The sequence below is a fragment of the Pseudomonas orientalis genome (genome assembly GCF_002934065.1).
Classification (GTDB): domain Bacteria; phylum Pseudomonadota; class Gammaproteobacteria; order Pseudomonadales; family Pseudomonadaceae; genus Aquipseudomonas; species Aquipseudomonas orientalis_A.
On sequence record NZ_CP018049.1, the window covers coordinates 5,315,286 to 5,342,235 of the forward strand.

At 55.2% G+C, this 26,950-nt stretch carries 34 protein-coding genes; all 34 read right to left on the bottom strand.

The genetic code is table 11. The features are described from left to right. Nucleotides 1-84: 84 nt before the first annotated feature. The 34 genes from rplQ to rpoB all read right to left on the bottom strand — a co-directional run bounded on the left by rplQ (nt 85) and on the right by rpoB (nt 26,820). Entirely contained in the window at nt 85-471 is a 387-nt protein-coding gene (rplQ, locus tag BOP93_RS23980) for a 50S ribosomal protein L17 (RefSeq protein ID WP_007918448.1), read from the bottom strand. A 41-nt stretch (nt 472-512) separates the two neighbouring features. Then, nucleotides 513-1,514, bottom strand: a complete 1,002-nt coding sequence (locus BOP93_RS23985) for a DNA-directed RNA polymerase subunit alpha (protein ID WP_003176403.1) — start codon at nt 1,512-1,514, stop codon at nt 513-515. Nucleotides 1,515-1,536: 22 nt separating this feature from the next. Beyond that, entirely contained in the window at nt 1,537-2,157 is a 621-nt protein-coding gene (gene rpsD / locus BOP93_RS23990; RefSeq protein ID WP_003210056.1) for a 30S ribosomal protein S4, read from the bottom strand. A gap of 18 nt (nt 2,158-2,175) precedes the next feature. After that, nucleotides 2,176-2,565: a 30S ribosomal protein S11 gene (gene rpsK / locus BOP93_RS23995; protein ID WP_002555466.1), complete on the bottom strand. Its 390-nt coding sequence runs from the start codon at nt 2,563-2,565 to the stop codon at nt 2,176-2,178. A 30-nt stretch (nt 2,566-2,595) separates the two neighbouring features. After that, nucleotides 2,596-2,952: a 30S ribosomal protein S13 gene (gene rpsM, locus BOP93_RS24000; RefSeq protein ID WP_003210063.1), complete on the bottom strand. Its 357-nt coding sequence runs from the start codon at nt 2,950-2,952 to the stop codon at nt 2,596-2,598. 129 nt (nt 2,953-3,081) lie between these two features. Beyond that, on the bottom strand, nt 3,082-3,198 hold the full coding sequence (gene rpmJ / locus BOP93_RS24005; protein ID WP_002555468.1) for a 50S ribosomal protein L36: 117 nt from the start codon (nt 3,196-3,198) through the stop codon (nt 3,082-3,084). A gap of 28 nt (nt 3,199-3,226) precedes the next feature. Beyond that, nucleotides 3,227-4,555: a preprotein translocase subunit SecY gene (gene secY, locus BOP93_RS24010; RefSeq protein WP_003194637.1), complete on the bottom strand. Its 1,329-nt coding sequence runs from the start codon at nt 4,553-4,555 to the stop codon at nt 3,227-3,229. After that, nucleotides 4,556-4,993 (bottom strand): 50S ribosomal protein L15, encoded by a 438-nt coding sequence (gene rplO, locus BOP93_RS24015; protein ID WP_060755285.1) that lies wholly within the window; start codon nt 4,991-4,993, stop codon nt 4,556-4,558. It lies immediately after the preceding gene. Nucleotides 4,994-4,996: 3 nt separating this feature from the next. Then, nucleotides 4,997-5,173 carry a 50S ribosomal protein L30 gene (gene rpmD, locus BOP93_RS24020; RefSeq protein ID WP_003176408.1) on the bottom strand — a complete coding sequence of 59 codons (177 nt, stop codon included), beginning with the start codon at nt 5,171-5,173 and terminating at the stop codon, nt 4,997-4,999. 2 nt (nt 5,174-5,175) lie between these two features. Beyond that, entirely contained in the window at nt 5,176-5,676 is a 501-nt protein-coding gene (rpsE, locus tag BOP93_RS24025) for a 30S ribosomal protein S5 (protein ID WP_003176409.1), read from the bottom strand. 3 nt (nt 5,677-5,679) lie between these two features. After that, nucleotides 5,680-6,030 (bottom strand): 50S ribosomal protein L18, encoded by a 351-nt coding sequence (rplR, locus tag BOP93_RS24030; RefSeq protein WP_017135964.1) that lies wholly within the window; start codon nt 6,028-6,030, stop codon nt 5,680-5,682. Between the two features lie 10 nt (nt 6,031-6,040). Continuing rightward, a complete protein-coding gene (gene rplF / locus BOP93_RS24035; protein ID WP_003176412.1) occupies nt 6,041-6,574 on the bottom strand; it encodes a 50S ribosomal protein L6 in 534 nt (177 codons plus the stop codon). 12 nt (nt 6,575-6,586) lie between these two features. Further along, entirely contained in the window at nt 6,587-6,979 is a 393-nt protein-coding gene (gene rpsH, locus BOP93_RS24040; RefSeq protein ID WP_003176413.1) for a 30S ribosomal protein S8, read from the bottom strand. Nucleotides 6,980-7,188: 209 nt separating this feature from the next. Then, nucleotides 7,189-7,494 (bottom strand): 30S ribosomal protein S14, encoded by a 306-nt coding sequence (gene rpsN, locus BOP93_RS24045; protein WP_003176414.1) that lies wholly within the window; start codon nt 7,492-7,494, stop codon nt 7,189-7,191. Nucleotides 7,495-7,507: 13 nt separating this feature from the next. Beyond that, nucleotides 7,508-8,047 carry a 50S ribosomal protein L5 gene (gene rplE / locus BOP93_RS24050; protein ID WP_003176415.1) on the bottom strand — a complete coding sequence of 180 codons (540 nt, stop codon included), beginning with the start codon at nt 8,045-8,047 and terminating at the stop codon, nt 7,508-7,510. A gap of 20 nt (nt 8,048-8,067) precedes the next feature. Then, nucleotides 8,068-8,382, bottom strand: coding sequence for a 50S ribosomal protein L24 (rplX, locus tag BOP93_RS24055; protein ID WP_003176416.1), 315 nt, complete (start codon nt 8,380-8,382; stop codon nt 8,068-8,070). 11 nt (nt 8,383-8,393) lie between these two features. Then, the gene (gene rplN, locus BOP93_RS24060) at nt 8,394-8,762 is read right to left on the bottom strand and encodes a 50S ribosomal protein L14 (protein ID WP_002555479.1); all 369 of its coding nucleotides are present in this window, start codon (nt 8,760-8,762) and stop codon (nt 8,394-8,396) included. Between the two features lie 23 nt (nt 8,763-8,785). After that, nucleotides 8,786-9,052: a 30S ribosomal protein S17 gene (gene rpsQ / locus BOP93_RS24065; RefSeq protein ID WP_003176419.1), complete on the bottom strand. Its 267-nt coding sequence runs from the start codon at nt 9,050-9,052 to the stop codon at nt 8,786-8,788. 2 nt (nt 9,053-9,054) lie between these two features. Further along, nucleotides 9,055-9,246: a 50S ribosomal protein L29 gene (rpmC, locus tag BOP93_RS24070; protein ID WP_002555481.1), complete on the bottom strand. Its 192-nt coding sequence runs from the start codon at nt 9,244-9,246 to the stop codon at nt 9,055-9,057. Further along, a complete protein-coding gene (gene rplP, locus BOP93_RS24075) occupies nt 9,246-9,659 on the bottom strand; it encodes a 50S ribosomal protein L16 (RefSeq protein ID WP_003232424.1) in 414 nt (137 codons plus the stop codon). The genes rpmC and rplP overlap by 1 nt, the downstream gene beginning before the upstream one ends. 12 nt (nt 9,660-9,671) lie before the next feature. Beyond that, nucleotides 9,672-10,358 (bottom strand): 30S ribosomal protein S3, encoded by a 687-nt coding sequence (gene rpsC / locus BOP93_RS24080; RefSeq protein ID WP_003176422.1) that lies wholly within the window; start codon nt 10,356-10,358, stop codon nt 9,672-9,674. A 13-nt stretch (nt 10,359-10,371) separates the two neighbouring features. Next, complete coding sequence (gene rplV, locus BOP93_RS24085; RefSeq protein ID WP_003103908.1) at nt 10,372-10,704, bottom strand: 50S ribosomal protein L22; 333 nt, start codon at nt 10,702-10,704, stop codon at nt 10,372-10,374. 11 nt (nt 10,705-10,715) lie between these two features. Then, nucleotides 10,716-10,991, bottom strand: coding sequence for a 30S ribosomal protein S19 (rpsS, locus tag BOP93_RS24090; RefSeq protein ID WP_002555486.1), 276 nt, complete (start codon nt 10,989-10,991; stop codon nt 10,716-10,718). Between the two features lie 16 nt (nt 10,992-11,007). Further along, complete coding sequence (rplB, locus tag BOP93_RS24095; protein ID WP_003176423.1) at nt 11,008-11,832, bottom strand: 50S ribosomal protein L2; 825 nt, start codon at nt 11,830-11,832, stop codon at nt 11,008-11,010. A 14-nt stretch (nt 11,833-11,846) separates the two neighbouring features. Next, the gene (gene rplW, locus BOP93_RS24100; protein WP_002555488.1) at nt 11,847-12,146 is read right to left on the bottom strand and encodes a 50S ribosomal protein L23; all 300 of its coding nucleotides are present in this window, start codon (nt 12,144-12,146) and stop codon (nt 11,847-11,849) included. Then, nucleotides 12,143-12,745: a 50S ribosomal protein L4 gene (gene rplD, locus BOP93_RS24105; protein ID WP_057014518.1), complete on the bottom strand. Its 603-nt coding sequence runs from the start codon at nt 12,743-12,745 to the stop codon at nt 12,143-12,145. The genes rplW and rplD overlap by 4 nt, the downstream gene beginning before the upstream one ends. A 12-nt stretch (nt 12,746-12,757) precedes the next feature. After that, nucleotides 12,758-13,393: a 50S ribosomal protein L3 gene (rplC, locus tag BOP93_RS24110; protein ID WP_003194649.1), complete on the bottom strand. Its 636-nt coding sequence runs from the start codon at nt 13,391-13,393 to the stop codon at nt 12,758-12,760. An 81-nt stretch (nt 13,394-13,474) separates the two neighbouring features. Continuing rightward, a complete protein-coding gene (rpsJ, locus tag BOP93_RS24115) occupies nt 13,475-13,786 on the bottom strand; it encodes a 30S ribosomal protein S10 (protein WP_003186070.1) in 312 nt (103 codons plus the stop codon). A 159-nt stretch (nt 13,787-13,945) separates the two neighbouring features. After that, on the bottom strand, nt 13,946-15,139 hold the full coding sequence (gene tuf, locus BOP93_RS24120) for an elongation factor Tu (protein WP_003176426.1): 1,194 nt from the start codon (nt 15,137-15,139) through the stop codon (nt 13,946-13,948). Between the two features lie 30 nt (nt 15,140-15,169). Beyond that, on the bottom strand, nt 15,170-17,275 hold the full coding sequence (gene fusA, locus BOP93_RS24125; protein WP_015886136.1) for an elongation factor G: 2,106 nt from the start codon (nt 17,273-17,275) through the stop codon (nt 15,170-15,172). Between the two features lie 30 nt (nt 17,276-17,305). Then, the gene (gene rpsG / locus BOP93_RS24130; protein ID WP_002555493.1) at nt 17,306-17,776 is read right to left on the bottom strand and encodes a 30S ribosomal protein S7; all 471 of its coding nucleotides are present in this window, start codon (nt 17,774-17,776) and stop codon (nt 17,306-17,308) included. 118 nt (nt 17,777-17,894) lie between these two features. After that, the gene (gene rpsL, locus BOP93_RS24135; protein WP_002555494.1) at nt 17,895-18,266 is read right to left on the bottom strand and encodes a 30S ribosomal protein S12; all 372 of its coding nucleotides are present in this window, start codon (nt 18,264-18,266) and stop codon (nt 17,895-17,897) included. 216 nt (nt 18,267-18,482) lie between these two features. Then, entirely contained in the window at nt 18,483-22,682 is a 4,200-nt protein-coding gene (gene rpoC, locus BOP93_RS24140) for a DNA-directed RNA polymerase subunit beta' (RefSeq protein ID WP_065888415.1), read from the bottom strand. Nucleotides 22,683-22,746: 64 nt separating this feature from the next. Further along, entirely contained in the window at nt 22,747-26,820 is a 4,074-nt protein-coding gene (rpoB, locus tag BOP93_RS24145) for a DNA-directed RNA polymerase subunit beta (protein WP_076952598.1), read from the bottom strand. Nucleotides 26,821-26,950 lie beyond the last annotated feature (130 nt).

The window sequence follows — 26,950 nt, forward strand, 5'->3', positions numbered from 1 at the left end:
CCGGGAAACCTGGACCTAATGCGCTTTTATTACGCGCACAAAAAACCGGGCGCCAGGCCCGGTTCTTCGTTACAGACTGTCGTCTTACTCGGCGCTTACAGCTTCGCCAGCAGTAGCACGATCAACCAACTCGACGTACGCCATAGGCGCGTTGTCGCCAGTGCGGAAGCCGCACTTGAGGATGCGCAGGTAGCCACCCTCACGGGTAGCATAACGCTTGCCCAGGTCGTTGAAGAGCTTACCAACGATAGCTTTCGAACGAGTACGGTCGAAAGCCAGACGGCGGTTAGCCAGGCTGTCTGTCTTGGCCAAAGTGATCAGCGGCTCAGCAACGCGACGCAGTTCTTTAGCTTTCGGCAGTGTAGTTTTGATCAGCTCGTGCTCGAACAGCGACACCGCCATGTTTTGGAACATGGCCTTGCGGTGCGAGCTGGTACGGCTCAGGTGACGACCACTTTTACGATGACGCATGGTTCATTCCTTACCAAACTCACGTTCGGTGATTACGACGATCAGGCAGTCGCCTTGTCGTCCTTCTTAAGACTTGCAGGCGGCCAGTTGTCGAGGCGCATGCCGAGGGACAGACCGCGGGAGGCCAGAACGTCCTTGATTTCAGTCAAGGATTTCTTGCCAAGGTTCGGAGTCTTCAACAGCTCTACTTCGGTACGCTGAATCAGGTCGCCGATGTAGTAGATGTTTTCCGCCTTAAGGCAGTTAGCCGAACGTACAGTCAGTTCCAGATCGTCAACCGGGCGAAGCAGGATCGGATCGATCTCGTCTTCCTGCTCGATTACCACTGGTTCGCTGTCACCCTTGAGGTCGACGAACGCAGCCAACTGCTGTTGCAGAATGGTTGCAGCGCGGCGGATAGCCTCTTCAGGATCCAGAGTACCGTTGGTTTCCAGATCAATAACCAGCTTGTCCAGGTTAGTACGCTGCTCGACACGGGCGTTTTCCACCACGTATGCGATACGGCGAACCGGGCTGAACGAAGAGTCAAGCTGCAAGCGACCAATGCTGCGGCTTTCGTCTTCATCGCTCTGACGCGAGTCGGCCGGTTCATAACCACGACCACGAGCTACGGTGAGCTTCATGTTCAGGGCGCCGTTAGACGCCAGGTTAGCGATTACGTGATCGGGATTAACGATCTCGACATCATGATCCAGCTGAATATCGGCAGCGGTAACCACCCCCGAACCCTTCTTCGACAAGGTCAGCGTAACTTCGTCACGGCCGTGCAGCTTGATAGCCAGACCTTTAAGGTTCAACAGGATTTCAATTACGTCTTCCTGTACACCTTCGATGGCGCTGTACTCGTGGAGCACACCGTCAATCTCGGCCTCGACTACTGCACAGCCGGGCATTGAGGACAACAGGATGCGGCGCAGCGCGTTGCCCAGGGTGTGGCCAAAACCACGCTCGAGAGGCTCGAGAGTAATTTTAGCGCGGGTTGGACTGACAACCTGCACATCAATGTGGCGGGGTGTCAGGAACTCATTTACCGAAATCTGCATGGATGCACCTATTTTCTAGCCCTTACTTGGAGTAGAGCTCGACAATCAGGCTTTCGTTGATGTCGGCGGACAGATCACTGCGAGCAGGAACGTTCTTGAAAACGCCCGACTTCTTCTCAGTGTCTACTTCTACCCATTCTACGCGGCCACGTTGGGCACACAGATCGAGAGCTTGGACAATGCGAAGTTGGTTTTTTGCTTTCTCGCGAATCGCGACCACGTCACCAGCACGAACCTGGTAAGACGGTACGTTAACGGTTTGGCCGTTTACGCTGACGGATTTGTGCGATACCAGCTGACGGGATTCGGCGCGAGTCGAACCAAAGCCCATACGGTATACAACGTTGTCCAGACGGCATTCGAGCAGTTGCAGCAGGTTTTCACCGGTTGCACCTTTTTTGCCAGCAGCTTCTTTGTAGTAGCCGCTGAACTGACGCTCGAGAACGCCGTAGATACGACGGACCTTCTGCTTTTCACGCAGTTGGGTGCCGTAATCGGACTGGCGACCGCGGCGTTGGCCGTGGATACCAGGTGCTGCTTCAATGTTGCACTTCGATTCGATCGCGCGCACGCCGCTCTTCAAGAAGAGATCGGTGCCTTCACGACGAGCGAGTTTGCATTTTGGACCAATGTAACGAGCCATTCTTTACAATCTCCTGGATTACACGCGGCGCTTCTTCGGCGGACGGCACCCGTTGTGCGGGATTGGCGTCACGTCGGTGATGCTGGCGATCTTATAGCCACAGCCGTTCAAAGCACGGACAGCAGACTCACGACCTGGACCTGGACCTTTGACGTTAACGTCGAGGTTTTTCAGGCCGTATTCCAGCGCAGCTTGGCCAGCACGTTCAGCAGCTACTTGAGCAGCAAACGGGGTGGACTTGCGGGAACCGCGGAAACCCGAACCACCGGAGGTAGCCCAAGAAAGCGCGTTACCTTGACGGTCGGTGATGGTCACGATTGTGTTGTTAAAAGAAGCATGGATGTGGGCGATGCCATCAACCACTGTCTTTTTAACTTTTTTACGAGGACGAGCAGCAGGTTTTGCCATGATAATTTTCCTGTCGATTCGCGTGGGCGATTACTTGCGGATCGGCTTACGCGGACCTTTACGGGTACGCGCGTTAGTCTTGGTACGCTGACCGCGCACTGGAAGACCACGACGATGACGCAGACCACGGTAGCAACCGAGGTCCATCAAACGCTTGATTTTCATGTTGATTTCGCGACGCAGGTCACCTTCAGTGGTGAACTTCGCCACTTCGCCACGCAACAGCTCAATCTGCTCGTCGCTCAGATCCTTGATCTTTGCGGCTGGGTTTACCCCAGTGTCTGCGCAAATTTTCTGCGCAGTAGTGCGACCAACACCATAGATGTAGGTCAGCGAGATAACAGTGTGCTTGTTATCTGGAATGTTAACGCCTGCAATACGGGCCATTCAGTGGGACTCCAATTGACAGCTACCTACGCCCCGGAAGCCAAGAAATAGGGCGCGAGATAATATCGCTGTAATAACAAATAATCAACCCGGCAGCGCACTAGCTGCCGGGCTTCAAGCGGATCACACTCAGCCTTGGCGCTGTTTGTGACGCGGTTCCGCGCTGCAAATTACTCGAACAACACCTTCGCGGCGAATAATCTTGCAGTTACGGCACAGCTTTTTCACCGATGCACGAACTTTCATCACCAACTCCTCGAACCTTATGGGGTACTCAGCGCAACATGCCGCTGCCGTAGCCCTTCAGGTTGGCTTTCTTCATCAGGGATTCGTACTGGTGCGAAACGAGGTGCGATTGTACTTGGGACATGAAGTCCATCACAACCACGACCACGATCAGCAACGAGGTCCCGCCAAGGTAGAACGGAACGTTTGCCGCAACCACCAGGAACTGGGGAAGCAAACAGACGGCCGTCATATATAGAGCACCGAACAGGGTCAAACGAGTCAGAACGCCATCAATGTAGCGCGCAGACTGCTCACCCGGACGAATACCCGGAATAAAGGCACCGGACTTCTTCAGGTTTTCCGCTACGTCTTTCGGATTGAACATCAACGCCGTATAGAAGAAGCAGAAGAAAATAATCCCTGCACTAAACAGCAGAATATTCAACGGCTGACCAGGAGCGATCGACTGAGAGAGGTCCTGCAGCCAGCCCATATTTTCAGACTGACCAAACCAGGTACCCAACGAAGCCGGAAACAGCAAGATGCTGCTCGCGAAAATTGCCGGAATAACGCCGGCCATATTCACCTTCAGCGGCAAGTGGCTGGTCTGCGCAGCAAACACCTTACGGCCCTGCTGACGCTTGGCGTAGTGAACAGCAATACGACGCTGACCACGCTCAATGAACACCACAAAACCGATAATCGCTACTGCCAGCAAACCGATAGCAACCAGGGCGAAGATATTGATATCCCCCTGACGCGCAGACTCGAAAGACTGCCCAATTGCTCTCGGAAGACCGGCGACGATACCTGCGAAAATCAACATCGAGATACCGTTACCAACACCACGCTCAGTAATCTGCTCACCCAGCCACATCATGAACATCGCACCAGCCACAAACGTGGATACCGCGACGAAATGGAAGCCAAAGTCACCAGTGAACGCAACGCCCTGCCCTGCCAGGCCAACGGACATGCCGATAGCTTGAACCAGAGCAAGGACGACAGTGCCGTAGCGGGTGTACTGGCTAATCTTGCGACGGCCAGCTTCACCTTCCTTCTTCAACTGCTCCAGCTGCGGGCTGACGGCGGTCATCAGTTGCATGATGATCGATGCCGAAATGTACGGCATGATCCCCAGTGCAAAGATGCTCATCCGTTCCAGCGCGCCGCCGGAAAACATGTTGAACAAGCTAAGAATGGTCCCCTCATTCTGTCGAAACAGGTCTGCGAGTCGGTCCGGGTTGATACCTGGAACCGGGATGTGTGCGCCTATTCGGTAGACGATAATCGCCAGGAACAGAAAACGCAGACGAGCCCAAAGTTCAGACATACCGCCTTTGCCGAGCGCTGAGAGAGCACCTTGCTTAGCCATTTATTCCTCGAACTTGCCGCCAGCTGCTTCGATAGCCGAACGCGCACCTTTGGTGGCGCCGATTCCCTTGCCGATAGTGACAGCGCGAGCCACTTCACCGGACAGCATGATTTTCACACGCTGTACGTTGACGTTGATCACGTTGGCATCTTTCAGGGTCTGCAGAGTAACGATGTCGCCGTCCACTTTAGCCAGCTCGGACAGACGCACTTCTGCGCGGTCCATGGCTTTCAGGGATACGAAACCGAACTTGGGCAGGCGACGATGCAGCGGCTGTTGACCGCCTTCAAAGCCTGGAGCGATGGTGCCACCGGAGCGGGAGGTCTGACCTTTGTGGCCGCGGCCACCAGTCTTACCCAAACCGCTACCGATACCACGGCCCGGACGATGCTTTTCGCGACGGGAACCCGGCGCTGGACTCAGATCATTGAGTTTCATCGATTAACCCTCTACACGCAGCATGTAGTAAGCCTTGTTGATCATCCCGCGATTCTCGGGAGTATCCTGGACTTCTACAGTGTGACCGATGCGACGCAGACCCAAACCCTTAACGCACAGTTTGTGGTTAGGAATGCGGCCGGTCATGCTTTTGATCAGCGTTACTTTAACGGTAGCCATGATCAGAAGATCTCCTTCACAGTCAGGCCACGCTTGGCAGCGATGGACTCAGGAGATTGCATAGCTTTCAAACCCTTGAAAGTGGCGTGAACCACGTTTACCGGGTTAGTCGAGCCGTAGCACTTGGCCAGAACGTTCTGAACGCCAGCAACTTCGAGGACAGCACGCATAGCGCCGCCAGCGATGATACCGGTACCTTCAGAAGCAGGCTGCATGTACACCTTCGAAGCGCCATGGGCGGACTTCATTGCGTACTGCAGGGTAGTGCCGTTCAGATCAACCTGGATCATATTGCGACGAGCAGCTTCCATTGCCTTCTGGATCGCAGCAGGCACTTCACGTGACTTGCCACGGCCGAAGCCAACACGCCCTTTACCATCACCTACCACGGTCAACGCGGTGAAAGTGAAGATACGGCCGCCTTTAACGGTTTTGGCTACGCGGTTAACTTGAACCAGCTTCTCAATGTAGCCTTCGTCGCGCTTTTGGTCGTTATTTGACATAACTTAGAACTCCAGCCCAGCTTCACGAGCAGCATCAGCCAGCGCTTTAACGCGGCCGTGGTACTTGAAGCCAGAGCGGTCGAAAGCCACTTGCGAGACGCCCACGGCCTTAGCACGTGTAGCGACCAGCTGGCCAACCTTAGTGGCCGCGTCGATGTTGCCGGTGGCACCATCACGCAGTTCTTTATCCAAAGTCGAGGCGCTTGCCAGGACTTTGTTGCCGTCGGCCGAGATGACCTGGGCGTAGATGTGCTGCGACGAGCGATACACGCAGAGACGCACGACTTCGAGTTCGTGCATTTTCAGGCGTGCTTTGCGAGCGCGACGCAGTCGAGTAACTTTTTTGTCGGTCATTTGCTATGCCCTACTTCTTCTTGGCTTCTTTACGACGGACGACTTCGTCCGCGTAGCGCACACCTTTGCCTTTGTACGGCTCTGGTGGACGGAAGTCGCGGATCTCAGCGGCCACCTGACCTACCAGCTGCTTATCGATGCCCTTGATCAGGATATCGGTTTGGCTAGGGGTCTCAGCGGTGATGCCTTCCGGCAGTTCGTAATCCACTGGGTGCGAGAAGCCAAGGGCCAGGTTCAAAACCGTGCCTTTTGCTTGCGCTTTGTAACCAACACCGACCAGCTGGAGCTTACGCTCGAAGCCTTGGCTCACGCCTTGGACCATGTTGTTTACCAACGCACGCGTGGTACCGGCCATTGCGCGAGTTTGTTGATCGCCATTGCGAGCAGCGAAACGCAGCTCACCAGCTTCTTCAACGATCTCAACGGACGAATGGATGTTCAGTTCAAGAGTGCCCTTGGCACCCTTCACCGAAAGCTGTTGGCCTGCGAATTTGACTTCGACACCGGCTGGCAGCTTAACGGGGTTCTTAGCGACGCGAGACATGCTTATCCCCCCTTAGAACACAGTGCAAAGAACTTCGCCGCCGACACCGGCAGCGCGCGCAGCACGATCCGTCATCACACCTTTGTTGGTGGAGACGATAGACACGCCCAGACCGCCACGAACTTTCGGCAGATCTTCAGCGGACTTGTACTGACGCAGGCCTGGACGGCTAACGCGCTTCACTTCCTCGATGACCGAACGGCCTTCGAAGTACTTCAGCTCGATGGACAGCAGTGGCTTGATTTCGCTGCTGATCTGATAACCCGCAATGTAGCCTTCGTCTTTCAGGACTTTGGCAACAGCTACCTTCAACTTGGAAGATGGCATGCTTACGACGGACTTTTCAGCCATCTGGGCATTACGGATACGAGTTAGCATGTCCGCTAACGGGTCCTGCATACTCATGGGCTAGACGCTCCTAATACAAAAAAATTAGCCTTGCGGCTACATATGTCGCCGAGAATCTTCCGAGCGTAAAAAACACGGGCTCAGGCGAGCCGCGTATTTTAGACACAGTCCGGAAATGAAACAAGCCCCAAAAGGGGCTTGTTCCAGATTCAAGGCCACCGGCGGTCAGTATCTTGCGAAACCGACCACCTTGGCGTTGAAAGTACTTACCAGCTGGCTTTAACCAGACCTGGTACGTCACCACGCATTGCCGCTTCACGCAGTTTGTTACGGCCGAGGCCGAACTTGCGGTAAACGCCGTGTGGACGACCGGTCAGGCGGCAGCGGTTACGCATGCGCGAAGCGCTTGCGTCACGTGGCTGCTTCTGCAGAGCAACTGTAGCTTCCCAACGCGCTTCTGGACTTGCGTTCAGATCAACGATGATTGCTTTCAGTGCTGCACGCTTCTTGGCGTACTTGGCAACCGTGAGCTGACGTTTCAGCTCGCGGTTTTTCATGCTCATCTTGGCCATGGTCCTACTCCAATCAGTTGCGGAACGGGAATTTGAAAGCACGCAACAGGGCGCGACCTTCATCATCGTTCTTGGCAGTGGTGGTCAGGGTGATGTCCAGACCGCGGAGAGCATCGATCTTGTCGTAGTCGATTTCCGGGAAGATGATCTGCTCTTTCACGCCCATGCTGTAGTTACCACGACCATCGAAGGACTTGGCATTCAGGCCGCGGAAGTCGCGGACCCGAGGCAGGGAGATCGACAGCAGACGATCCAGGAATTCGTACATACGCTCACGGCGCAGAGTCACTTTGACGCCGATCGGCCAGCCTTCGCGGACTTTAAAGCCAGCGATGGATTTCCGAGCGTAAGTCACAACGACTTTTTGACCGGTGATCTTTTCCAGGTCAGCAACAGCGTGCTCGATGACTTTTTTGTCACCGACCGCTTCGCCCAAACCCATGTTCAGGGTGATTTTGGTAACGCGTGGAACTTCCATCACGTTCGAAAGCTTAAGTTCTTCCTTAAGTTTCGGTGCGATTTCTTTCCAGTAAATCTCTTTTAGTCGTGCCATGGTCTTCTACCTAGCAGTGTTCAAGCATCAACCGCTTTTTGGGTCGACTTGAAGACACGAATTTTCTTGCCATCTTCTACTTTGAAACCAACGCGGTCAGCCTTGTTGGTTTCGCCGTTGAAAATGGCGACGTTAGAAGCGTCCAGTGGAGCTTCTTTTTCGACGATACCGCCTTGCACGCCCGACATCGGGTTAGGCTTGGTATGACGCTTGACCAGGTTCAGACCACCGATAACCAGACGGTTATTAGCGAGAACCTTAAGCACCTTACCGCGCTTACCTTTGTCTTTGCCGGCGATCACGATGATCTCGTCGTCACGACGAATCTTTTGCATGTCGGATCTCCTTACAGCACTTCTGGGGCGAGCGAGACGATCTTCATGAACTTCTCAGTACGAAGTTCACGGGTCACTGGCCCAAAGATACGGGTGCCGATAGGCTCTTGCTTGTTGTTCAGAAGAACAGCAGCGTTGCCATCAAAGCGGATAATGGAGCCATCAGCACGGCGTACACCGTGACGAGTGCGGACTACAACAGCAGTCATCACTTGGCCTTTTTTCACTTTACCGCGAGGAATTGCTTCCTTGACGGTAACCTTGATGATGTCACCGATACCAGCGTAACGACGATGGGAGCCACCCAGCACCTTGATGCACATAACGCGGCGAGCGCCGCTGTTATCGGCCACATCGAGCATGGATTGAGTCTGAATCATATAATTTCTCCGACCCCTAGTCCTTAGACTTCCACAGCGCGTTCGAGAACATCAACCAGTGCCCAAGACTTGGTCTTGGCCAGCGGACGAGTTTCACGAATAGTGACTTTGTCGCCGATGTGGCACTGATTGGTTTCGTCGTGCGCGTGCAGCTTAGTCGAACGCTTAACATATTTACCGTAGATCGGGTGCTTAACGCGACGCTCGATCAAAACGGTGATGGTTTTGTCCATCTTGTCGCTGACAACACGGCCAGTCAGCGTACGGACAGTCTTTTCGGCTTCAGCCATGATCACTTACCTGCCTGCTGGTTGAGCACAGTCTTCACGCGAGCGATGTCACGCTTAACTTGCGAGAGCAGATGAGACTGCCCCAACTGGCCAGTTGCTTTCTGCATACGCAGATTGAACTGGTCGCGCAGCAGGCCGAGCAGTTGCTCGTTCAGCTGCTGTGCGGATTTTTCACGAAGTTCATTCGCTTTCATCACATCACCGTCCGTTTAACAAAGGCGGTGGCGAGCGGCAGCTTTGCAGCAGCCAGGGCAAAAGCCTCACGCGCCAGCTCTTCAGTTACACCCTCGATTTCATACAGGACTTTGCCTGGCTGAATCTGGGCTACCCAGTATTCCACGTTACCCTTACCTTTACCCATACGAACCTCGAGAGGTTTTTTGGAGATCGGCTTGTCCGGGAATACACGGATCCAGATCTTGCCACCACGTTTTACGTGACGGGTCAGTGCACGACGCGCTGACTCGATCTGACGAGCGGTGAGACGACCACGAGCTACAGACTTCAGCGCGAACTCGCCGAAGCTGACTTTGCTACCGCGCTGAGCCAGACCACGGTTGTGGCCTGTCATCTGCTTGCGGAACTTCGTACGCTTTGGTTGCAACATTTGGCGTACCCCTTACTTAGCAGCTTTTTTACGAGGCGCTGGTGCTTGTGGTTTCAGTTCTTCTTGGCGACCACCAATTACTTCGCCTTTGAAGATCCAAACCTTTACACCGATCACACCGTAGGTGGTGTGAGCTTCGTAGTTGGCATAGTCGATGTCGGCACGCAGGGTGTGCAGTGGCACACGACCTTCGCGATACCATTCAGTACGTGCGATTTCAGCACCGCCGAGACGACCGCTCACTTGGATTTTGATGCCTTTGGCACCAATGCGCATGGCGTTCTGTACAGCGCGCTTCATAGCGCGACGGAACATTACACGACGCTCCAGCTGCTGAGCTACGCTCTGCGCAACCAGCATACCGTCGAGCTCCGGCTTGCGGATCTCTTCGATATTGATGTGCACAGGCACACCCATTTGCTTGGTCAGGTCCTGACGCAGTTTCTCAACATCTTCACCTTTCTTCCCGATAACAATACCTGGACGAGCAGTGTGGATGGTGATACGTGCGGTTTGCGCCGGGCGATGGATATCGATACGGCTTACGGACGCGCTTTTTAGTTTGTCTTGGAGATACTCACGCACCTTCAGATCAGCGAACAAATAGTCCGCATAAGTCCGGCCGTCTGCATACCAGACGGAGGTGTGTTCCTTGACGATTCCCAGGCGAATGCCAATGGGATGTACTTTCTGACCCATCTCTTCGACTCCGTTACTTGTCAGCAACCTTGACAGTGATATGGCAAGACCGCTTGACGATGCGATCAGCACGGCCTTTGGCACGTGGCATGATTCGCTTCAGCGAACGCCCTTCGTTGACGAAAACGGTGCTGACTTTAAGGTCATCAACGTCTGCGCCTTCGTTATGCTCGGCGTTGGCTACGGCCGACTCCAGCACTTTTTTCATGATCTCGGCGGCTTTCTTACTGCTGAAAGCCAACAGGTTGAGCGCTTCGCCCACCTTCTTCCCGCGGATCTGGTCGGCGACCAAGCGGGCTTTCTGGGCGGAGATTCGAGCGCCCGACAACTTAGCGGCTACTTCCATTTCCTAACCCCTTAACGCTTGGCTTTCTTGTCTGCCACGTGCCCACGATAAGTGCGGGTACCGGCAAACTCGCCCAGTTTGTGGCCGACCATGTCTTCGTTAACGAGAACTGGGACGTGTTGACGACCGTTGTGTACTGCGATGGTCAGACCGACCATTTGTGGCAGGATCATCGAACGACGCGACCAGGTCTTAACTGGTTTGCGATCGTTCTTTTCCGCCGCCACTTCGATCTTCTTCAGTAGGTGAAGATCAATAAAAGGACCTTTTTTCAGAGAACGTGGCACTGTCGTATCCCTCTATTTACTTGCGACGACGGACGATCATTTTGTCGGTACGCTTATTACCACGAGTCTTCGCGCCCTTAGTCGGGAAGCCCCATGGCGATACCGGATGACGACCACCAGAGGTACGACCTTCACCACCACCGTGTGGGTGGTCAACCGGGTTCATGGCAACACCACGAACGGTTGGGCGAACGCCACGCCAGCGTTTGGCACCAGCTTTACCCAGCGAACGCAGGCTGTGCTCGGAGTTCGAGACTTCGCCCAGGGTCGCACGGCATTCAGCCAGTACTTTACGCATCTCACCAGAACGCAGACGCAGGGTCACGTAGACACCTTCACGAGCGATCAGCTGAGCCGAAGCACCAGCGGAACGAGCGATTTGCGCGCCTTTACCTGGCTTCAATTCGATGCCGTGTACGGTGCTACCAACTGGAATGTTGCGCAGTTGCAGAGCGTTGCCCGGCTTGATCGGTGCCAGGGCACCTGCGATCAGCTGGTCGCCAGCGCTCACGCCTTTAGGGGCGATGATGTAGCGACGCTCGCCATCTGCGTACAGCAGCAGAGCGATGTGAGCAGTACGGTTTGGATCGTATTCAATACGCTCGACAGTGGCGGAGATGCCATCTTTGTCGTTGCGACGGAAATCGACCAGACGATAATGCTGCTTATGGCCACCACCGATGTGACGAGTGGTAATACGACCATTGTTGTTACGACCACCAGTCTTCGATTTTTTCTCGAGCAGCGGTGCGTGAGGAGCGCCTTTATGCAGCTCCTGGTTGACCACCTTGACCACAAAACGGCGGCCAGGGGAAGTCGGTTTGCATTTAACGATTGCCATGATGCACCCCTTCCTTACTCAGCACTGCTGCTGAAATCGAGATCTTGGCCTGGCTGAAGGGAGATAACCGCCTTCTTCCAGTCATTACGCTTGCCCAGACCGCGAGCAGTGCGCTTGCTCTTACCCAGAACATTCAGGGTAGTAACACGCTCTACTTTCACGCTGAACAGGCTTTCGACGGCCTTCTTGATTTCCAGCTTGGTTGCGTCAGTTGCAACCTTGAAAACGAACTGGCCTTTCTTGTCAGCCAGAACCGTAGCCTTTTCGGAAACGTGCGGGCCAAGCAGAACTTTAAATACGCGTTCCTGGTTCATCCCAGCAGCTCCTCGAATTTCTTCACGGCCGACACGGTGATCAACACCTTGTCGTATGCGATCAGACTAACTGGATCGGAACCTTGCACGTCACGTACATCAACGTGTGGCAGGTTGCGAGCAGCCAGGTACAGGTTCTGATCAACAGCTTCGGACACGATCAAAACGTCGGTCAGGCTCATGTTGGTCAGTTTGCCCAGCAGTTCTTTGGTTTTTGGACTTTCAACAGCGAAGTCCTGAACCACGACCAGACGATCGGTACGCACGAGTTCAGCAAGGATGGAGCGCAGTGCTGCGCGGTACATCTTCTTGTTGAGCTTCTGCGAGTGATCCTGTGGACGAGCTGCGAAAGTGGTACCGCCGCCACGCCAGATTGGGCTACGGATAGTACCGGCACGAGCACGGCCAGTGCCTTTCTGACGCCAAGGGCGCTTACCGCCACCACGTACGTCGGAACGGGTCTTTTGCTGCTTGCTACCTTGACGGCCGCCGGCCATGTAGGCCACGACTGCTTGGTGAACGAGCGTCTCGTTGAATTCGCCGCCAAATGTCAGTTCGGAAACTTCGATCGCTTGAGCGTCATTTACATTTAATTGCATGTCAGCTTCCCCTTAACCGCGAGCCTTGGCCGCTGGACGTACAACCAGGTTGCCGCCAGTAGCGCCAGGAACAGCACCCTTGACCAACAACAGATTGCGTTCAGCGTCGACGCGCACTACTTCGAGGGACTGCACGGTCACGCGCTCAGCGCCCATATGACCGGACATTTTTTTGCCCTTGAATACACGACCAGGAGTCTGGCACTGGCCAATAGAGCCCGGGACGCGGTGGGAAACGGAGTTACCGTGAGTGTTGTCTTGACCACGGAAATTCCAACGCTTGATCGTACCCTGGAAGCCTTTACCCTTGGACTGACCGGTCACATCAACCAGTTGACCAGCGGCGAAGATTTCAGCGTTGATCAGATCGCCAGCCTGGTAGTCGCCGTCTTCAAGACGGAACTCCATGACGGTGCGACCAGCTGCAACGTTTGCTTTAGCGAAGTGACCTGCTTGAGCAGCAGTCACGCGCGAAGCACGACGCTCGCCGACAGTGACTTGCACTGCACGATAGCCATCGGTTTCTTCAGTTTTGAACTGGGTGACGCGATTCGGTTCGATCTCAATGACCGTGACCGGAATGGAGACACCTTCTTCGGTGAAAATACGGGTCATACCGCATTTACGACCGACTACACCAATAGTCATGTTGTAAACCTCATGAGTGTACGGGGCTTTCACCCGCTATGGCCGCCCATTTCAGAGCGTTACACGACTAAGACCCAAGTCTTAGCCGAGGCTGATCTGTACTTCCACACCGGCCGCCAGATCAAGCTTCATAAGTGCATCAACGGTTTTATCCGTTGGCTGGACGATGTCCAGTACGCGCTTATGAGTGCGGATCTCGTACTGGTCCCGCGCGTCTTTGTTGACGTGCGGGGAGACCAGAACGGTGAACCGCTCTTTACGGGTAGGCAGTGGAATTGGACCACGCACTTGAGCACCAGTACGTTTCGCGGTTTCCACGATTTCCTGGGTGGATTGGTCGATCAGGCGATGGTCAAAAGCCTTCAACCTGATACGGATTTGCTGATTTTGCATTGGATTTCAGACTCCGGCTGCTATTCCCAGCGAGCGCAATACGCCCGTTAAAAGGAGGCGCAATTCTATAGACGGCCCTGATAGGTGTCAACCCAATAAAAAAGGCCCCCGCTGAGCGGGGGCCTTTTCAAAACATCAGAGCTATCTCAGAAGAGATAATTACTCGATGATTTTAGCTACAACGCCAGCACCAACGGTACGGCCGCCTTCACGGATTGCGAAACGCAGACCGTCTTCCATAGCGATGGTTTTGATCAGGGTGACAACCATTTTGATGTTGTCGCCTGGCATTACCATTTCTACGCCTTCCGGCAGTTCGCAGTTACCAGTTACGTCGGTAGTACGGAAGTAGAACTGTGGACGGTAGCCTTTGAAGAACGGAGTGTGACGGCCGCCTTCTTCTTTGCTCAGCACGTACACTTCAGCTTCGAACTTGGTGTGCGGCTTAACCGAACCTGGCTTGACCAGAACCTGGCCACGCTCAACGTCGTCACGCTTGGTACCACGCAGCAGAACGCCGCAGTTCTCGCCAGCACGACCTTCGTCGAGCAGCTTACGGAACATTTCAACACCGGTGCAGGTGGTGACGGTAGTGTCACGCAGACCAACGATTTCCAGTGGATCCTGAACCTTGACGATACCGCGCTCGATACGACCAGTTACAACAGTACCGCGACCGGAGATCGAGAATACGTCTTCGATTGGCATCAGGAACGGCTTGTCGATAACACGGACTGGATCTGGGATGTAGCTGTCCAGAGTCTCAACCAGTTTACGAACGGACGTGGTGCCCATTTCGTTATCGTCTTTGCCTTCCAGAGCCATACGAGCAGAACCGATGATGATCGGAGTGTCGTCACCTGGGAAGTCGTAAGTGCTCAGCAGGTCGCGCACTTCCATCTCAACCAGTTCCAGCAGTTCAGCGTCGTCTACCAGGTCAGCCTTGTTCAGGTAAACCACGATGTACGGAACGCCAACCTGACGGGACAGCAGGATGTGCTCACGGGTTTGTGGCATCGGACCATCAGCGGCCGAGCAAACCAGGATTGCGCCGTCCATCTGGGCAGCACCGGTGATCATGTTCTTCACATAGTCAGCGTGACCTGGGCAGTCAACGTGAGCGTAGTGACGGATCAGCGAGTTGTATTCAACGTGCGCGGTGTTGATGGTGATACCACGAGCTTTCTCTTCTGGTGCGCTGTCGATTTTATCGAAATCAACGATTGCGGAACCGAATACTTCGGAGCAAACGCGAGTCAGAGCAGCAGTCAGAGTGGTTTTACCGTGGTCAACGTGACCGATGGTGCCAACGTTGACGTGCGGTAGGGAACGATCAAATTTTTCTTTAGCCACGACAATTAACTCCTTGCCTAAAGGACTGAATCAGCCTTGTTTTTTGGATACAGTTTCAGCGATGTGCGCCGGAGCTGTGTTGTATTTTTTGAATTCCATAGAGTAGCTTGCGCGACCCTGGGACATGGAGCGAACGTCGGTCGCATAACCGAACATCTCACCCAACGGAACCTCGGCGCGAATCACTTTGCCGGAAACCGTGTCTTCCATACCCAAGATCATGCCGCGACGACGGTTAAGGTCGCCCATGACATCACCCATATAGTCTTCAGGTGTAACAACTTCTACCGCCATGATTGGCTCAAGCAACTCACCACCGCCCTTCTGGGCCAGTTGCTTGGTTGCCATGGAGGCAGCCACCTTAAACGCCATCTCGTTGGAGTCGACGTCGTGGTAAGAACCGTCAAAAACGGTTGCTTTCAGGCCGATCAGCGGATAGCCGGCAACAACACCGTTCTTCATCTGCTCTTCGATACCCTTCTGGATAGCAGGGATGTATTCCTTAGGAACAACACCACCTACTACTTCGTTCACGAATTGCAGACCTTCCTGACCTTCGTCAGCAGGAGCAAAACGGATCCAGCAGTGACCGAACTGACCACGACCGCCGGACTGACGAACGAACTTGCCTTCGATTTCACAGTTCTTCGTGATGCGCTCACGATAGGAAACCTGAGGCTTACCGATGTTGGCTTCGACGTTGAACTCACGGCGCATCCGGTCAACCAGGATGTCCAGGTGCAGCTCGCCCATGCCGGAGATGATCGTTTGACCAGTCTCTTCATCAGTCTTGACGCGGAAAGATGGATCTTCCTGAGCAAGCTTGCCCAGAGCGATACCCATTTTTTCCTGGTCATCCTTGGTCTTTGGCTCAACGGCAACCGAAATAACCGGCTCCGGGAAGTCCATGCGAACCAGGATGATTGGCTTGTCAGCGTTGCACAAGGTTTCACCGGTGGTGACGTCCTTCATGCCGATCAAGGCCGCGATGTCACCAGCGCGTACTTCCTTGATCTCTTCACGGGCGTTTGCGTGCATTTGCACCATACGACCCACGCGCTCTTTCTTGCCTTTAACCGAGTTGATCACGCCGTCGCCGGAGTTCAACACGCCCGAGTAAACGCGGACGAAGGTCAAGGTACCCACGAATGGGTCGGTGGCAATTTTAAATGCCAGAGCGGAGAACGGTTCTGCGTCGTCTGCATGACGCTCCAGCTCGATAGTCTCGTCATCCGGGTCAGTACCCTTGATGGCAGGAATATCAACCGGTGCCGGCAGGTAGTCGATCACAGCATCGAGAACCAGGGGAACGCCCTTGTTCTTGAACGAGGAACCGCAAACAGCCAGGACGATTTCGCCAGCGATAGTACGCTGACGCAGAGCGGCCTTGATTTCCACGTTGGTGAGTTCTTCACCTTCGAGGTACTTGTTCATCAGCTCTTCGTTGGCTTCGGCCGCAGCTTCAACCATGTTGTTGCGCCATTCGTCAGCCAGTTCCTGCAGTTCAGCAGGGATAGGCTTGCGAACAGGAACCATACCTTTGTCGGCATCGTTCCAGTAGACAGCTTCCATGGTCAACAGATCGATCTGACCCTGGAAATTATCTTCGGAACCGATAGCCAACTGGATTGGCACCGGGGTGTGACCCAAGCGCTGCTTGATCTGACCGATCACGCGCAGGAAGTTCGCACCGGCACGGTCCATCTTGTTTACGTAAACAAGACGTGGAACGCCGTATTTGTTGGCTTGACGCCATACGGTTTCCGACTGCGGCTCAACACCCGAGGTACCGCAGAACACAACGACAGCGCCGTCGAGTACGCGCAGGGAACGCTCAACTTCAATGGTGAAGTCTACGTGGCCCGGGGTATCGATTACGTTGAAGCGGTGCTCATCTTTGTACTGCTTCTCGGAACCCTTCCAGAAGGCGGTAATGGCAGCAGAAGTAATGGTAATACCACGCTCCTGCTCCTGAACCATCCAGTCTGTGGTCGCGGCGCCGTCATGCACCTCGCCCATCTTGTGACTTTTGCCGGTGTAAAACAGTACGCGCTCGGTAGTGGTGGTTTTACCAGCATCCACGTGAGCGACGATACCGATGTTACGGTAGCGGCTAATCGGAGTAGTACGAGCCATAAAGCCCTCGCAAAATTAGTGAAGCTAAAATTAGAAGCGGTAGTGCGAGAAAGCTTTGTTGGCTTCAGCCATACGGTGCACGTCTTCACGCTTCTTAACAGCAGCACCTTTACCTTCAGCAGCGTCCAACAGTTCGCCGGCCAAACGCAGAGCCATAGACTTCTCGCCGCGCTTACGGGCGAAGTCTACCAACCAGCGCATTGCCAGGGCGTTACGACGGGACGGACGAACTTCAACCGGAACCTGGTAAGTAGCACCGCCTACACGGCGCGACTTCACTTCGACCAGCGGAGCGATGGCGTCGAGAGCTTTCTCGAAGATTTCCAGGGGGTCGCTGTTCTTGCGTTCTTTAACCTTTTCCAGCGCGCCATAAACGATACGCTCGGCAACGGCTTTCTTGCCGCTTTCCATCACGTGGTTCATGAACTTGGCCAGAATTTGGCTTCCGTATTTTGGATCGTCAAGCACTTCGCGCTTGGCTGCTACGCGTCTTCTTGGCATGGATAAGCCCTCAAACGGTCTTCAGGTTCGCTCGGAATCGGTGCCCTTTCGGGACGCCTCCGACCTTACTCTTATCGACTCAGAAAATAAGATGATTCAGTTTTACAAAAAGCCGCTACTACTTAGGCTTCTTGGTACCGTACTTCGAACGACCCTGGTTACGACCTTTAACGCCGGAAGTATCCAAGGAGCCACGTACGGTGTGGTAACGAACACCTGGCAAGTCTTTTACACGACCGCCGCGGATCAGTACCACGCTGTGCTCTTGCAGGTTGTGGCCTTCACCGCCGATGTACGAGGAAACCTCGAAACCGTTGGTCAGGCGCACACGGCATACTTTACGCAGTGCCGAGTTAGGTTTTTTCGGCGTGGTGGTATACACACGGGTGCATACGCCACGACGTTGCGGGCAGTTCTGCAGCGCAGGCACGTCGGATTTCTCGACGATACGCTTACGCGGCTGACGTACCAGCTGGTTGATAGTTGCCATCTACTAGCTCCACTGTTGTCTTGCGACGCTATTGTCTTGCAAGAAAAGCAAAATGGCAGGAACGAATTCCCGCCAAATTTAGGGGTACAAGAGTCTAAAGAGGATCTTGCCCCTAGTCAAGGCAAGGCCCCGACCTCCCCTCTCGTCGAATCGGGGCATATATGCCTCGATCCGACGAATGGGGGTGTCAGGGCCCGGCCTCATCTATCGCAGAACTCAGTTACCGCTTGAGTTCAGCGCTTCGGTCAGTGCAGCTTCCACTTCACTGGCGCTTACGCGCAACGGCTTGTCAGCATCACGGCGGCGCTTGCGCTCGCTGTGGTAAGCCAAACCGGTACCGGCCGGGATCAAACGACCCACGACTACGTTTTCTTTCAGGCCGCGCAGGTAATCGCGCTTGCCGGTTACCGCTGCTTCGGTCAGTACACGAGTGGTCTCCTGGAAGGAGGCCGCCGAGATGAACGACTCAGTGGACAACGACGCCTTGGTGATACCCAGCAGCACGCGAGTGAACTTGGAAACGAATTTCTCGTCGTTCGCCAGGCGCTCGTTTTCCACCAGTACGTGAGTCAGTTCCATCTGGTCGCCCTTGATGAAACTGGAATCGCCGGATTCAGCGATTTCAACTTTACGCAACATCTGACGCAGGATGGTCTCGATGTGCTTGTCGTTGATCTTCACGCCTTGCAGGCGGTAAACGTCCTGGATCTCGTTAACGATGTACTTGGCCAGCGCACTCACACCCAGCAGACGCAGGATGTCGTGTGGATCGCTCGGGCCGTCGGAGATAACTTCGCCGCGGTTTACCTGTTCGCCTTCGAAGACGTTCAGGTGACGCCACTTCGGAATCAGCTCTTCGTACGGATCGCTACCGTCGTTCGGGGTAATGACCAGACGGCGCTTGCCCTTGGTCTCTTTACCGAACGCGATGGTGCCGCTGACTTCAGCCAGAATCGACGCTTCTTTCGGACGACGCGCTTCGAACAAGTCGGCAACACGCGGCAGACCACCGGTGATGTCGCGAGTTTTCGACGTTTCTTGCGGGATACGCGCGATAACATCACCGATCGCGATCTTCGCACCATCCGCTACACCGACCAGGGCGTTGGCTGGCAGGAAGTACTGAGCGATTACGTCAGTGCCAGGCAGCAACAGATCCTTGCCGTTGTCGTCGACCATCTTCACGGCAGGACGGATGTCTTTGCCGGCAGCTGGACGATCTTTGGCGTCGAGTACTTCAATGTTGGTCATACCGGTCAATTCGTCAGTCTGACGCTTGATCGTGATGCCTTCTTCCATGCCCACGTAGGTCACGGTACCTTTCATTTCGGTAACGATTGGGTGAGTGTGCGGATCCCACTTGGCCACGATTGCGCCAGCGTCGACCTTGTCACCTTCCTTGACCGAAATCACAGCACCGTACGGCAGCTTGTAACGCTCACGCTCACGACCGTAGTCATCAGCGATTGCCAGCTCACCGGAACGGGACACAGCAACCAGGTGGCCATCCACTCGCTCAACGTGCTTGAGGTTATGCAGGCGGACGGTACCGCCATTCTTCACCTGAACACTGTCGGCTGCGGAGGTCCGGCTGGCCGCACCACCGATGTGGAACGTACGCATGGTCAACTGGGTACCCGGCTCACCGATGGACTGGGCAGCGATAACGCCGACCGCTTCACCGATGTTCACCTGGTGACCACGAGCCAAGTCACGGCCGTAGCACTTGGCGCAGATGCCGTAGCGGGTTTCGCAGCTGATCGGCGAGCGAACGATCACTTCGTCGATGCTGTTGAGTTCGATGAACTCGACCCACTTCTCGTCTACCAGGGTGCCGGCAGGAACGATAACTTCCTCGGTACCTGGCTTGAACACGTCACGGGCAATCACACGACCCAATACGCGCTCACCCAGTGGCTCTACAACGTCACCGCCTTCAATGTGCGGAGTCATCAGCAGGCCGTGCTCGGTGCCGCAATCGATCTCGGTTACAACCAGATCTTGTGCAACGTCTACCAGACGACGTGTCAGGTAACCGGAGTTAGCGGTTTTCAACGCGGTATCCGCCAGACCCTTACGAGCACCGTGAGTGGAGATGAAGTACTGAAGTACGCTCAAACCTTCACGGAAGTTCGCGGTAATCGGCGTTTCGATGATGGAGCCATCCGGCTTGGCCATCAGGCCACGCATACCGGCGAGCTGACGGATCTGCGCAGCAGAACCCCGTGCGCCCGAGTCGGCCATCATGTACATCGAGTTGAAAGACTCTTGATCGACTTCGACGCCATGACGGTCGATGACTTTCTCTTTCGAGAGGTTGGCCATCATCGCCTTGGACACTTCGTCGTTGGCCTTGGACCAAAGGTCGATCACTTTGTTGTACTTCTCGCCCTGGGTTACCAGGCCGGAGGCGTACTGGCTCTCGATCTCTTTCACTTCGTCAGTGGCGGCACTGATGATGCGAGCTTTTTCATCCGGGATAACGAAGTCGTTAACGCCGATGGAAACGCCGGAGATAGTCGAGTAAGCGAAACCTGTGTACATCAACTGGTCAGCGAAGATAACGGTCTCTTTCAAACCAACCACGCGGTAGCACTGGTTGATCAGCTTGGAGATCGCCTTTTTCTTCATCGGCAGGTTGACGACGTCGTACGACAGACCTTTTGGCACAACTTGATACAACAGCGCACGGCCGACAGTAGTGTCGACAATACGAACATTGCTCACGCTGCCGCCGTCACGGTCGTTGACGGTTTCGTGGATCCGCACTTTAACCTTGGCGTGCAGTGCGGCTTCGCCGGCACGGAACACACGGTCAACTTCCTGCAGGTCAGCGAATACACGACCTTCGCCCTTGGCGTTGATCGCTTCACGGGTCATGTAGTACAGACCCAATACAACGTCCTGCGACGGAACGATGATTGGCTCACCGTTGGCTGGCGACAGAATGTTGTTGGTCGACATCATCAACGCGCGCGCTTCCAACTGGGCTTCCAGTGTCAGCGGTACGTGCACGGCCATTTGGTCGCCGTCGAAGTCGGCGTTGTACGCAGCACAGACCAGAGGGTGCAGCTGGATAGCCTTACCTTCGATCAGTACCGGTTCAAACGCCTGGATACCCAGACGGTGAAGGGTCGGTGCACGGTTGAGGAGAACCGGGTGTTCGCGAATCACTTCAGCGAGAACGTCCCAAACCTCTGGCAGTTCGCGCTCGACCATTTTCTTGGCCGCTTTGATGGTGGTCGCCAGACCGCGCATTTCCAGCTTGCCGAAGATGAACGGCTTGAACAGCTCGAGTGCCATCTTCTTGGGCAGACCGCACTGGTGCAGACGCAGGGTCGGGCCTACGGTAATTACCGAACGACCGGAGTAGTCAACACGCTTACCGAGCAAGTTCTGACGGAAACGACCCTGCTTACCCTTGATCATGTCAGCCAGGGATTTCAGAGGACGCTTGTTGGAACCGGTGATAGCACGGCCACGACGACCGTTGTCGAGCAAGGCGTCGACGGCTTCCTGCAACATACGCTTTTCGTTGCGCACGATGATGTCCGGAGCGGACAGATCAAGCAGGCGCTTCAAGCGGTTGTTACGGTTGATCACGCGGCGGTACAGGTCGTTGAGGTCGGACGTCGCGAAACGACCACCGTCCAACGGTACCAGCGGACGCAGGTCTGGCGGCAGAACCGGCAGAACGGTCAGCACCATCCACTCTGGCAGGTTGCCGGAACCCTGGAAGGCTTCCATCAACTTCAGACGCTTGGACAGCTTCTTGATCTTGGTTTCGGAGTTGGTTTGCGGAATTTCTTCGCGCAGACGGCCAATCTCGTGCTCCAGGTCGATAGCGTGCAGCAGTTCGCGGACAGCTTCGGCACCCATGCGGGCATCGAAATCGTCACCGAACTCTTCCAGCGCTTCGAAGTACTGCTCATCGTTCAGCAGCTGACCTTTTTCAAGGGTGGTCATGCCTGGATCGATAACGACGTAGCTCTCGAAGTAGAGAACGCGTTCGATATCACGCAGGGTCATGTCCATCAGCAAGCCGATACGGGACGGCAGCGATTTCAGGAACCAGATGTGGGCAACCGGCGAAGCCAGTTCGATGTGCGCCATGCGCTCACGACGAACCTTGGCCAGTGCAACTTCAACGCCGCACTTCTCGCAGATCACACCGCGGTGCTTCAAGCGCTTGTACTTACCGCACAGGCACTCGTAATCCTTTACCGGGCCAAAGATCTTGGCGCAGAACAGGCCGTCACGCTCAGGTTTGAACGTACGGTAGTTGATGGTTTCCGGCTTTTTAACTTCACCGAACGACCACGAACGGATCATCTCAGGCGATGCCAACCCAATACGGATGGCGTCGAACTCTTCGACTTGACCCTGGTTTTTCAGCAAATTCAGTAGGTCTTTCAAGGCCTTTCCTCCTGGCGGAGCAGAGAGCGGGCCAAACGGCCTCGCTCTCGATTCGCGTCACGTGTTATTCGGTTTCCAGATCGATATCGATGCCGAGGGAACGAATTTCTTTGATCAACACGTTGAAAGACTCGGGCATGCCCGGCTCCATACGGTGATCGCCGTCCACGATGTTTTTGTACATCTTGGTACGACCGTTCACATCGTCCGACTTCACTGTGAGCATTTCTTGCAGAGTGTATGCAGCACCGTATGCTTCCAGTGCCCAGACCTCCATCTCCCCGAAACGCTGACCACCGAACTGAGCCTTACCACCCAGCGGCTGCTGGGTAACCAGGCTGTACGAACCGGTAGAACGAGCGTGCATCTTGTCGTCTACCAAGTGGTTCAGCTTCAGCATGTACATGTAGCCAACAGTAACCGGGCGCTCGAACTTGTTGCCGGTACGGCCATCGAACAGCTGCATCTGGCCGCTTTCCGGCAGGTCTGCCAGTTTCAGCATGGCCTTGATTTCGCTTTCCTTGGCACCGTCGAACACCGGGGTAGCCATTGGAACGCCGCCGCGCAGGTTCTTCGCCAGATCCAGGATTTCCTGGTCGGTGAAGGTGTCCAGCTCTTCGTTGCGACCGCCGATCTCGTTGTAGATCTCGTGCAGGAACTTACGCAGGTCAGCGACCTTGCGTTGCTCTTCGATCATACGGTTGATCTTCTCGCCCAGACCTTTGGCCGCGAGGCCCAGGTGGGTTTCGAGGATCTGACCAACGTTCATACGCGAAGGTACGCCCAACGGGTTGAGGACGACGTCGACCGGGGTGCCATTGGCATCGTGCGGCATGTCTTCAACCGGCATGATCACGGAGACCACACCTTTGTTACCGTGACGACCGGCCATCTTGTCGCCCGGCTGGATGCGGCGACGGATTGCCAGGTAAACCTTGACGATTTTCAGCACGCCCGGAGCCAGGTCATCGCCCTGCTGCAGTTTGCGCTTCTTGTCTTCGAACTTGTCGTCCAGCAGACGGCGGCGATCAACGATATAGGCCTGGGCCTTCTCGAGCTGCTCGTTCAGAGCGTCTTCAGCCATGCGCAGTTTGAACCACTGGCCGTGCTCAAGACCGTCGAGGACTTCGTCGGTGATGTCCTGACCTTTCTTCAGACCTGCGCCGCCTTCAGCCTTGTGGCCTACCAGCGCAGAACGCAGACGTTCGAAGGTCGCGCCTTCAACGATACGGAACTCTTCGTTCAGATCCTTGCGGATCTCGTCGAGCTGGGTCTTCTCGATGGACAGTGCACGAGCATCACGTTCAACGCCGTCGCGGGTGAAGACCTGTACGTCGATGACAGTACCCTTGGTACCGGTTGGTACACGCAGGGAGGTGTCTTTAACGTCGCTGGCTTTTTCACCGAAGATGGCACGCAACAGTTTTTCTTCCGGCGTCAGTTGGGTCTCGCCTTTCGGAGTGACCTTACCGACCAGAATGTCGCCTGCGCCAACTTCAGCACCTACGTAAACGATACCGGCTTCGTCCAGCTTGTTCAGTGCAGCTTCACCCACGTTCGGGATGTCTGCAGTGATTTCCTCTGGCCCAAGCTTGGTGTCACGTGCCACACAGGTCAGTTCCTGGATGTGGATCGTGGTAAAGCGATCTTCTTGAACAACTCGTTCCGACAGACAGATGGAGTCTTCGAAGTTGTAACCGTTCCAGGCCATGAACGCGATGCGCATGTTCTGACCCAGTGCCAGCTCACCCATATCGGTGGACGGGCCGTCGGCCATGATATCGCTACGCTGAACGCGGTCACCCTTACGCACCAGCGGACGCTGGTTGATGCAGGTGTTCTGGTTCGAACGGGTATATTTGGTCAGGTTGTAGATGTCGACACCGGCTTCACCGGTTTCAACTTCGTCATCGGCAACACGAACCACGATACGGCTGGCATCAACGGAGTCGATCACGCCACCACGACGAGCCACGACGCAAACGCCGGAGTCACGGGCTACGTTACGCTCCATGCCGGTACCTACCAGCGGCTTGTCGGCGCGCAGGGTCGGTACAGCTTGACGCTGCATGTTGGAACCCATCAACGCACGGTTGGCGTCATCGTGTTCCAGGAACGGGATCAGCGACGCTGCAACCGACACTACCTGCTTGGGCGATACGTCCATCAAGGTGACGTCTTCCGGCGCCTTGACGGTGAACTCGTTCAAGTGACGAACAGCTACCAGCTCGTCGATCAGGACTTTCTTGTCGTTCATCGTGGCCGAAGCCTGAGCGATCACGTGATCAGCTTCTTCGATGGCGGACAGGAAGACGATCTCGTCGGTGACCAGGCCTTCTTTCACCACACGGTACGGGCTCTCGAGGAAGCCGTACTGGTTGGTGCGCGCATAAGCGGCCAGGGAGTTGATCAGACCGATGTTCGGACCTTCCGGCGTTTCGATCGGGCATACACGACCGTAGTGCGTCGGGTGTACGTCACGGACTTCGAAGCCTGCGCGTTCACGGGTCAGACCGCCCGGGCCCAGTGCAGAAACACGGCGCTTGTGGGTGATCTCGGAGAGCGGGTTGTTCTGGTCCATGAACTGCGAGAGCTGGCTGGAGCCGAAGAACTCTTTCACCGCCGCAGCCACTGGCTTGGCGTTGATCAGGTCTTGCGGCATCAGGCCTTCGCTTTCGGCCATCGACAGGCGCTCTTTGACCGCACGCTCAACACGTACCAGGCCAACGCGGAACTGGTTCTCGGCCATTTCGCCTACGCAGCGAACACGACGGTTACCCAGGTGGTCGATGTCATCGACGATGCCTTTACCGTTACGGATGTCGACCAGGGTCTTCAGTACCGCGACGATATCTTCCTTGCACAGCACGCCCGAACCTTCGATCTCGGTACGACCGATACGACGGTTGAACTTCATCCGGCCGACCGCAGACAGGTCATAACGCTCAGGGCTGAAGAACAGGTTGTTGAACAGGGTTTCGGCAGCATCTTTGGTTGGTGGCTCACCAGGACGCATCATGCGATAGATCTCGACCAGCGCTTCCAATTGGTTACTGGTGGAGTCGATCTTCAGGGTGTCGGAGATGAACGGACCGCAGTCGATGTCGTTGGTGTACAGGGTCTCGATGCGAACGACTTGAGCCTTGGCGATTTTGGCCAGGATCTCGGTGTTCAACTCGGTGTTGCACTCAGCCAGGATTTCGCCTGTCGCCGGGTGAACGATGACCTTGGCGGTAGTGCGGCCCAGGACGTAGTCCAGCGGCACTTCCAGCTCTTTGAGACCGGCTTTTTCGATCTGGTTGATGTGGCGCGCGGTGATACGGCGGCCGGCTTCAACAATGACCTTGCCCTTTTCATCCTGGATGTCCAGGACGGCAATTTCACCACGCAGACGCGAAGCGATCAGCTCCAGCTTGAGGGTTTCATCCTTCAGGCTGAATACGTTGGTGGTGTAGAAGGCGTCCAGCACTTGCTCAGTGGTATAGCCGAGCGCGCGCAGCAGTACCGAGGCCGGCAGCTTACGACGACGGTCGATACGCACGAACACGCAGTCTTTCGGGTCGAACTCGAAGTCCAACCACGAACCGCGGTACGGAATGATCCGCGCGGAGTACAGGAGCTTACCGGAGCTGTGCGTCTTGCCGCGGTCGTGGTCAAAGAACACGCCCGGGGAACGGTGCAGCTGGGAAACGATTACGCGCTCGGTACCGTTGATAACGAAGGTACCGTTCTCAGTCATCAGGGGGATTTCACCCATGTAGACTTCTTGCTCTTTGATGTCCTTGATCGCTTTGTTCGACGATTCTTTGTCGAAAATGATCAGACGGACTTTTACCCGCAAAGGTACGGCGTACGTAACACCGCGCAACACGCATTCTTTGACATCAAATGCCGGTTCGCCCAGGCGATAACCGACGTACTCCAGCGCAGCATTGCCGGAGTAGCTGATGATCGGGAAAACGGATTTGAAGGCCGCATGCAGGCCCACGTCGCGGAACTGATCTTTGGTCGCTCCCGCCTGCAAGAATTCACGATACGAATCCAGCTGGATAGCCAGAAGGTACGGGACATCCATGACGTCCGGCAACTTGCTAAAGTCCTTGCGGATACGTTTTTTCTCAGTATATGAGTAAGCCATCAGCGTTCCCCAGCTTGGTCACCTGCTTGTTTGGCCCTCCCGACGGGAGCAGCCAGAAAATCTTGCAAACCCCATGGTTTGCACCACCGCATCGGGTGGCTACAGCGCGTTAATGGCGGCGACCGAGTCG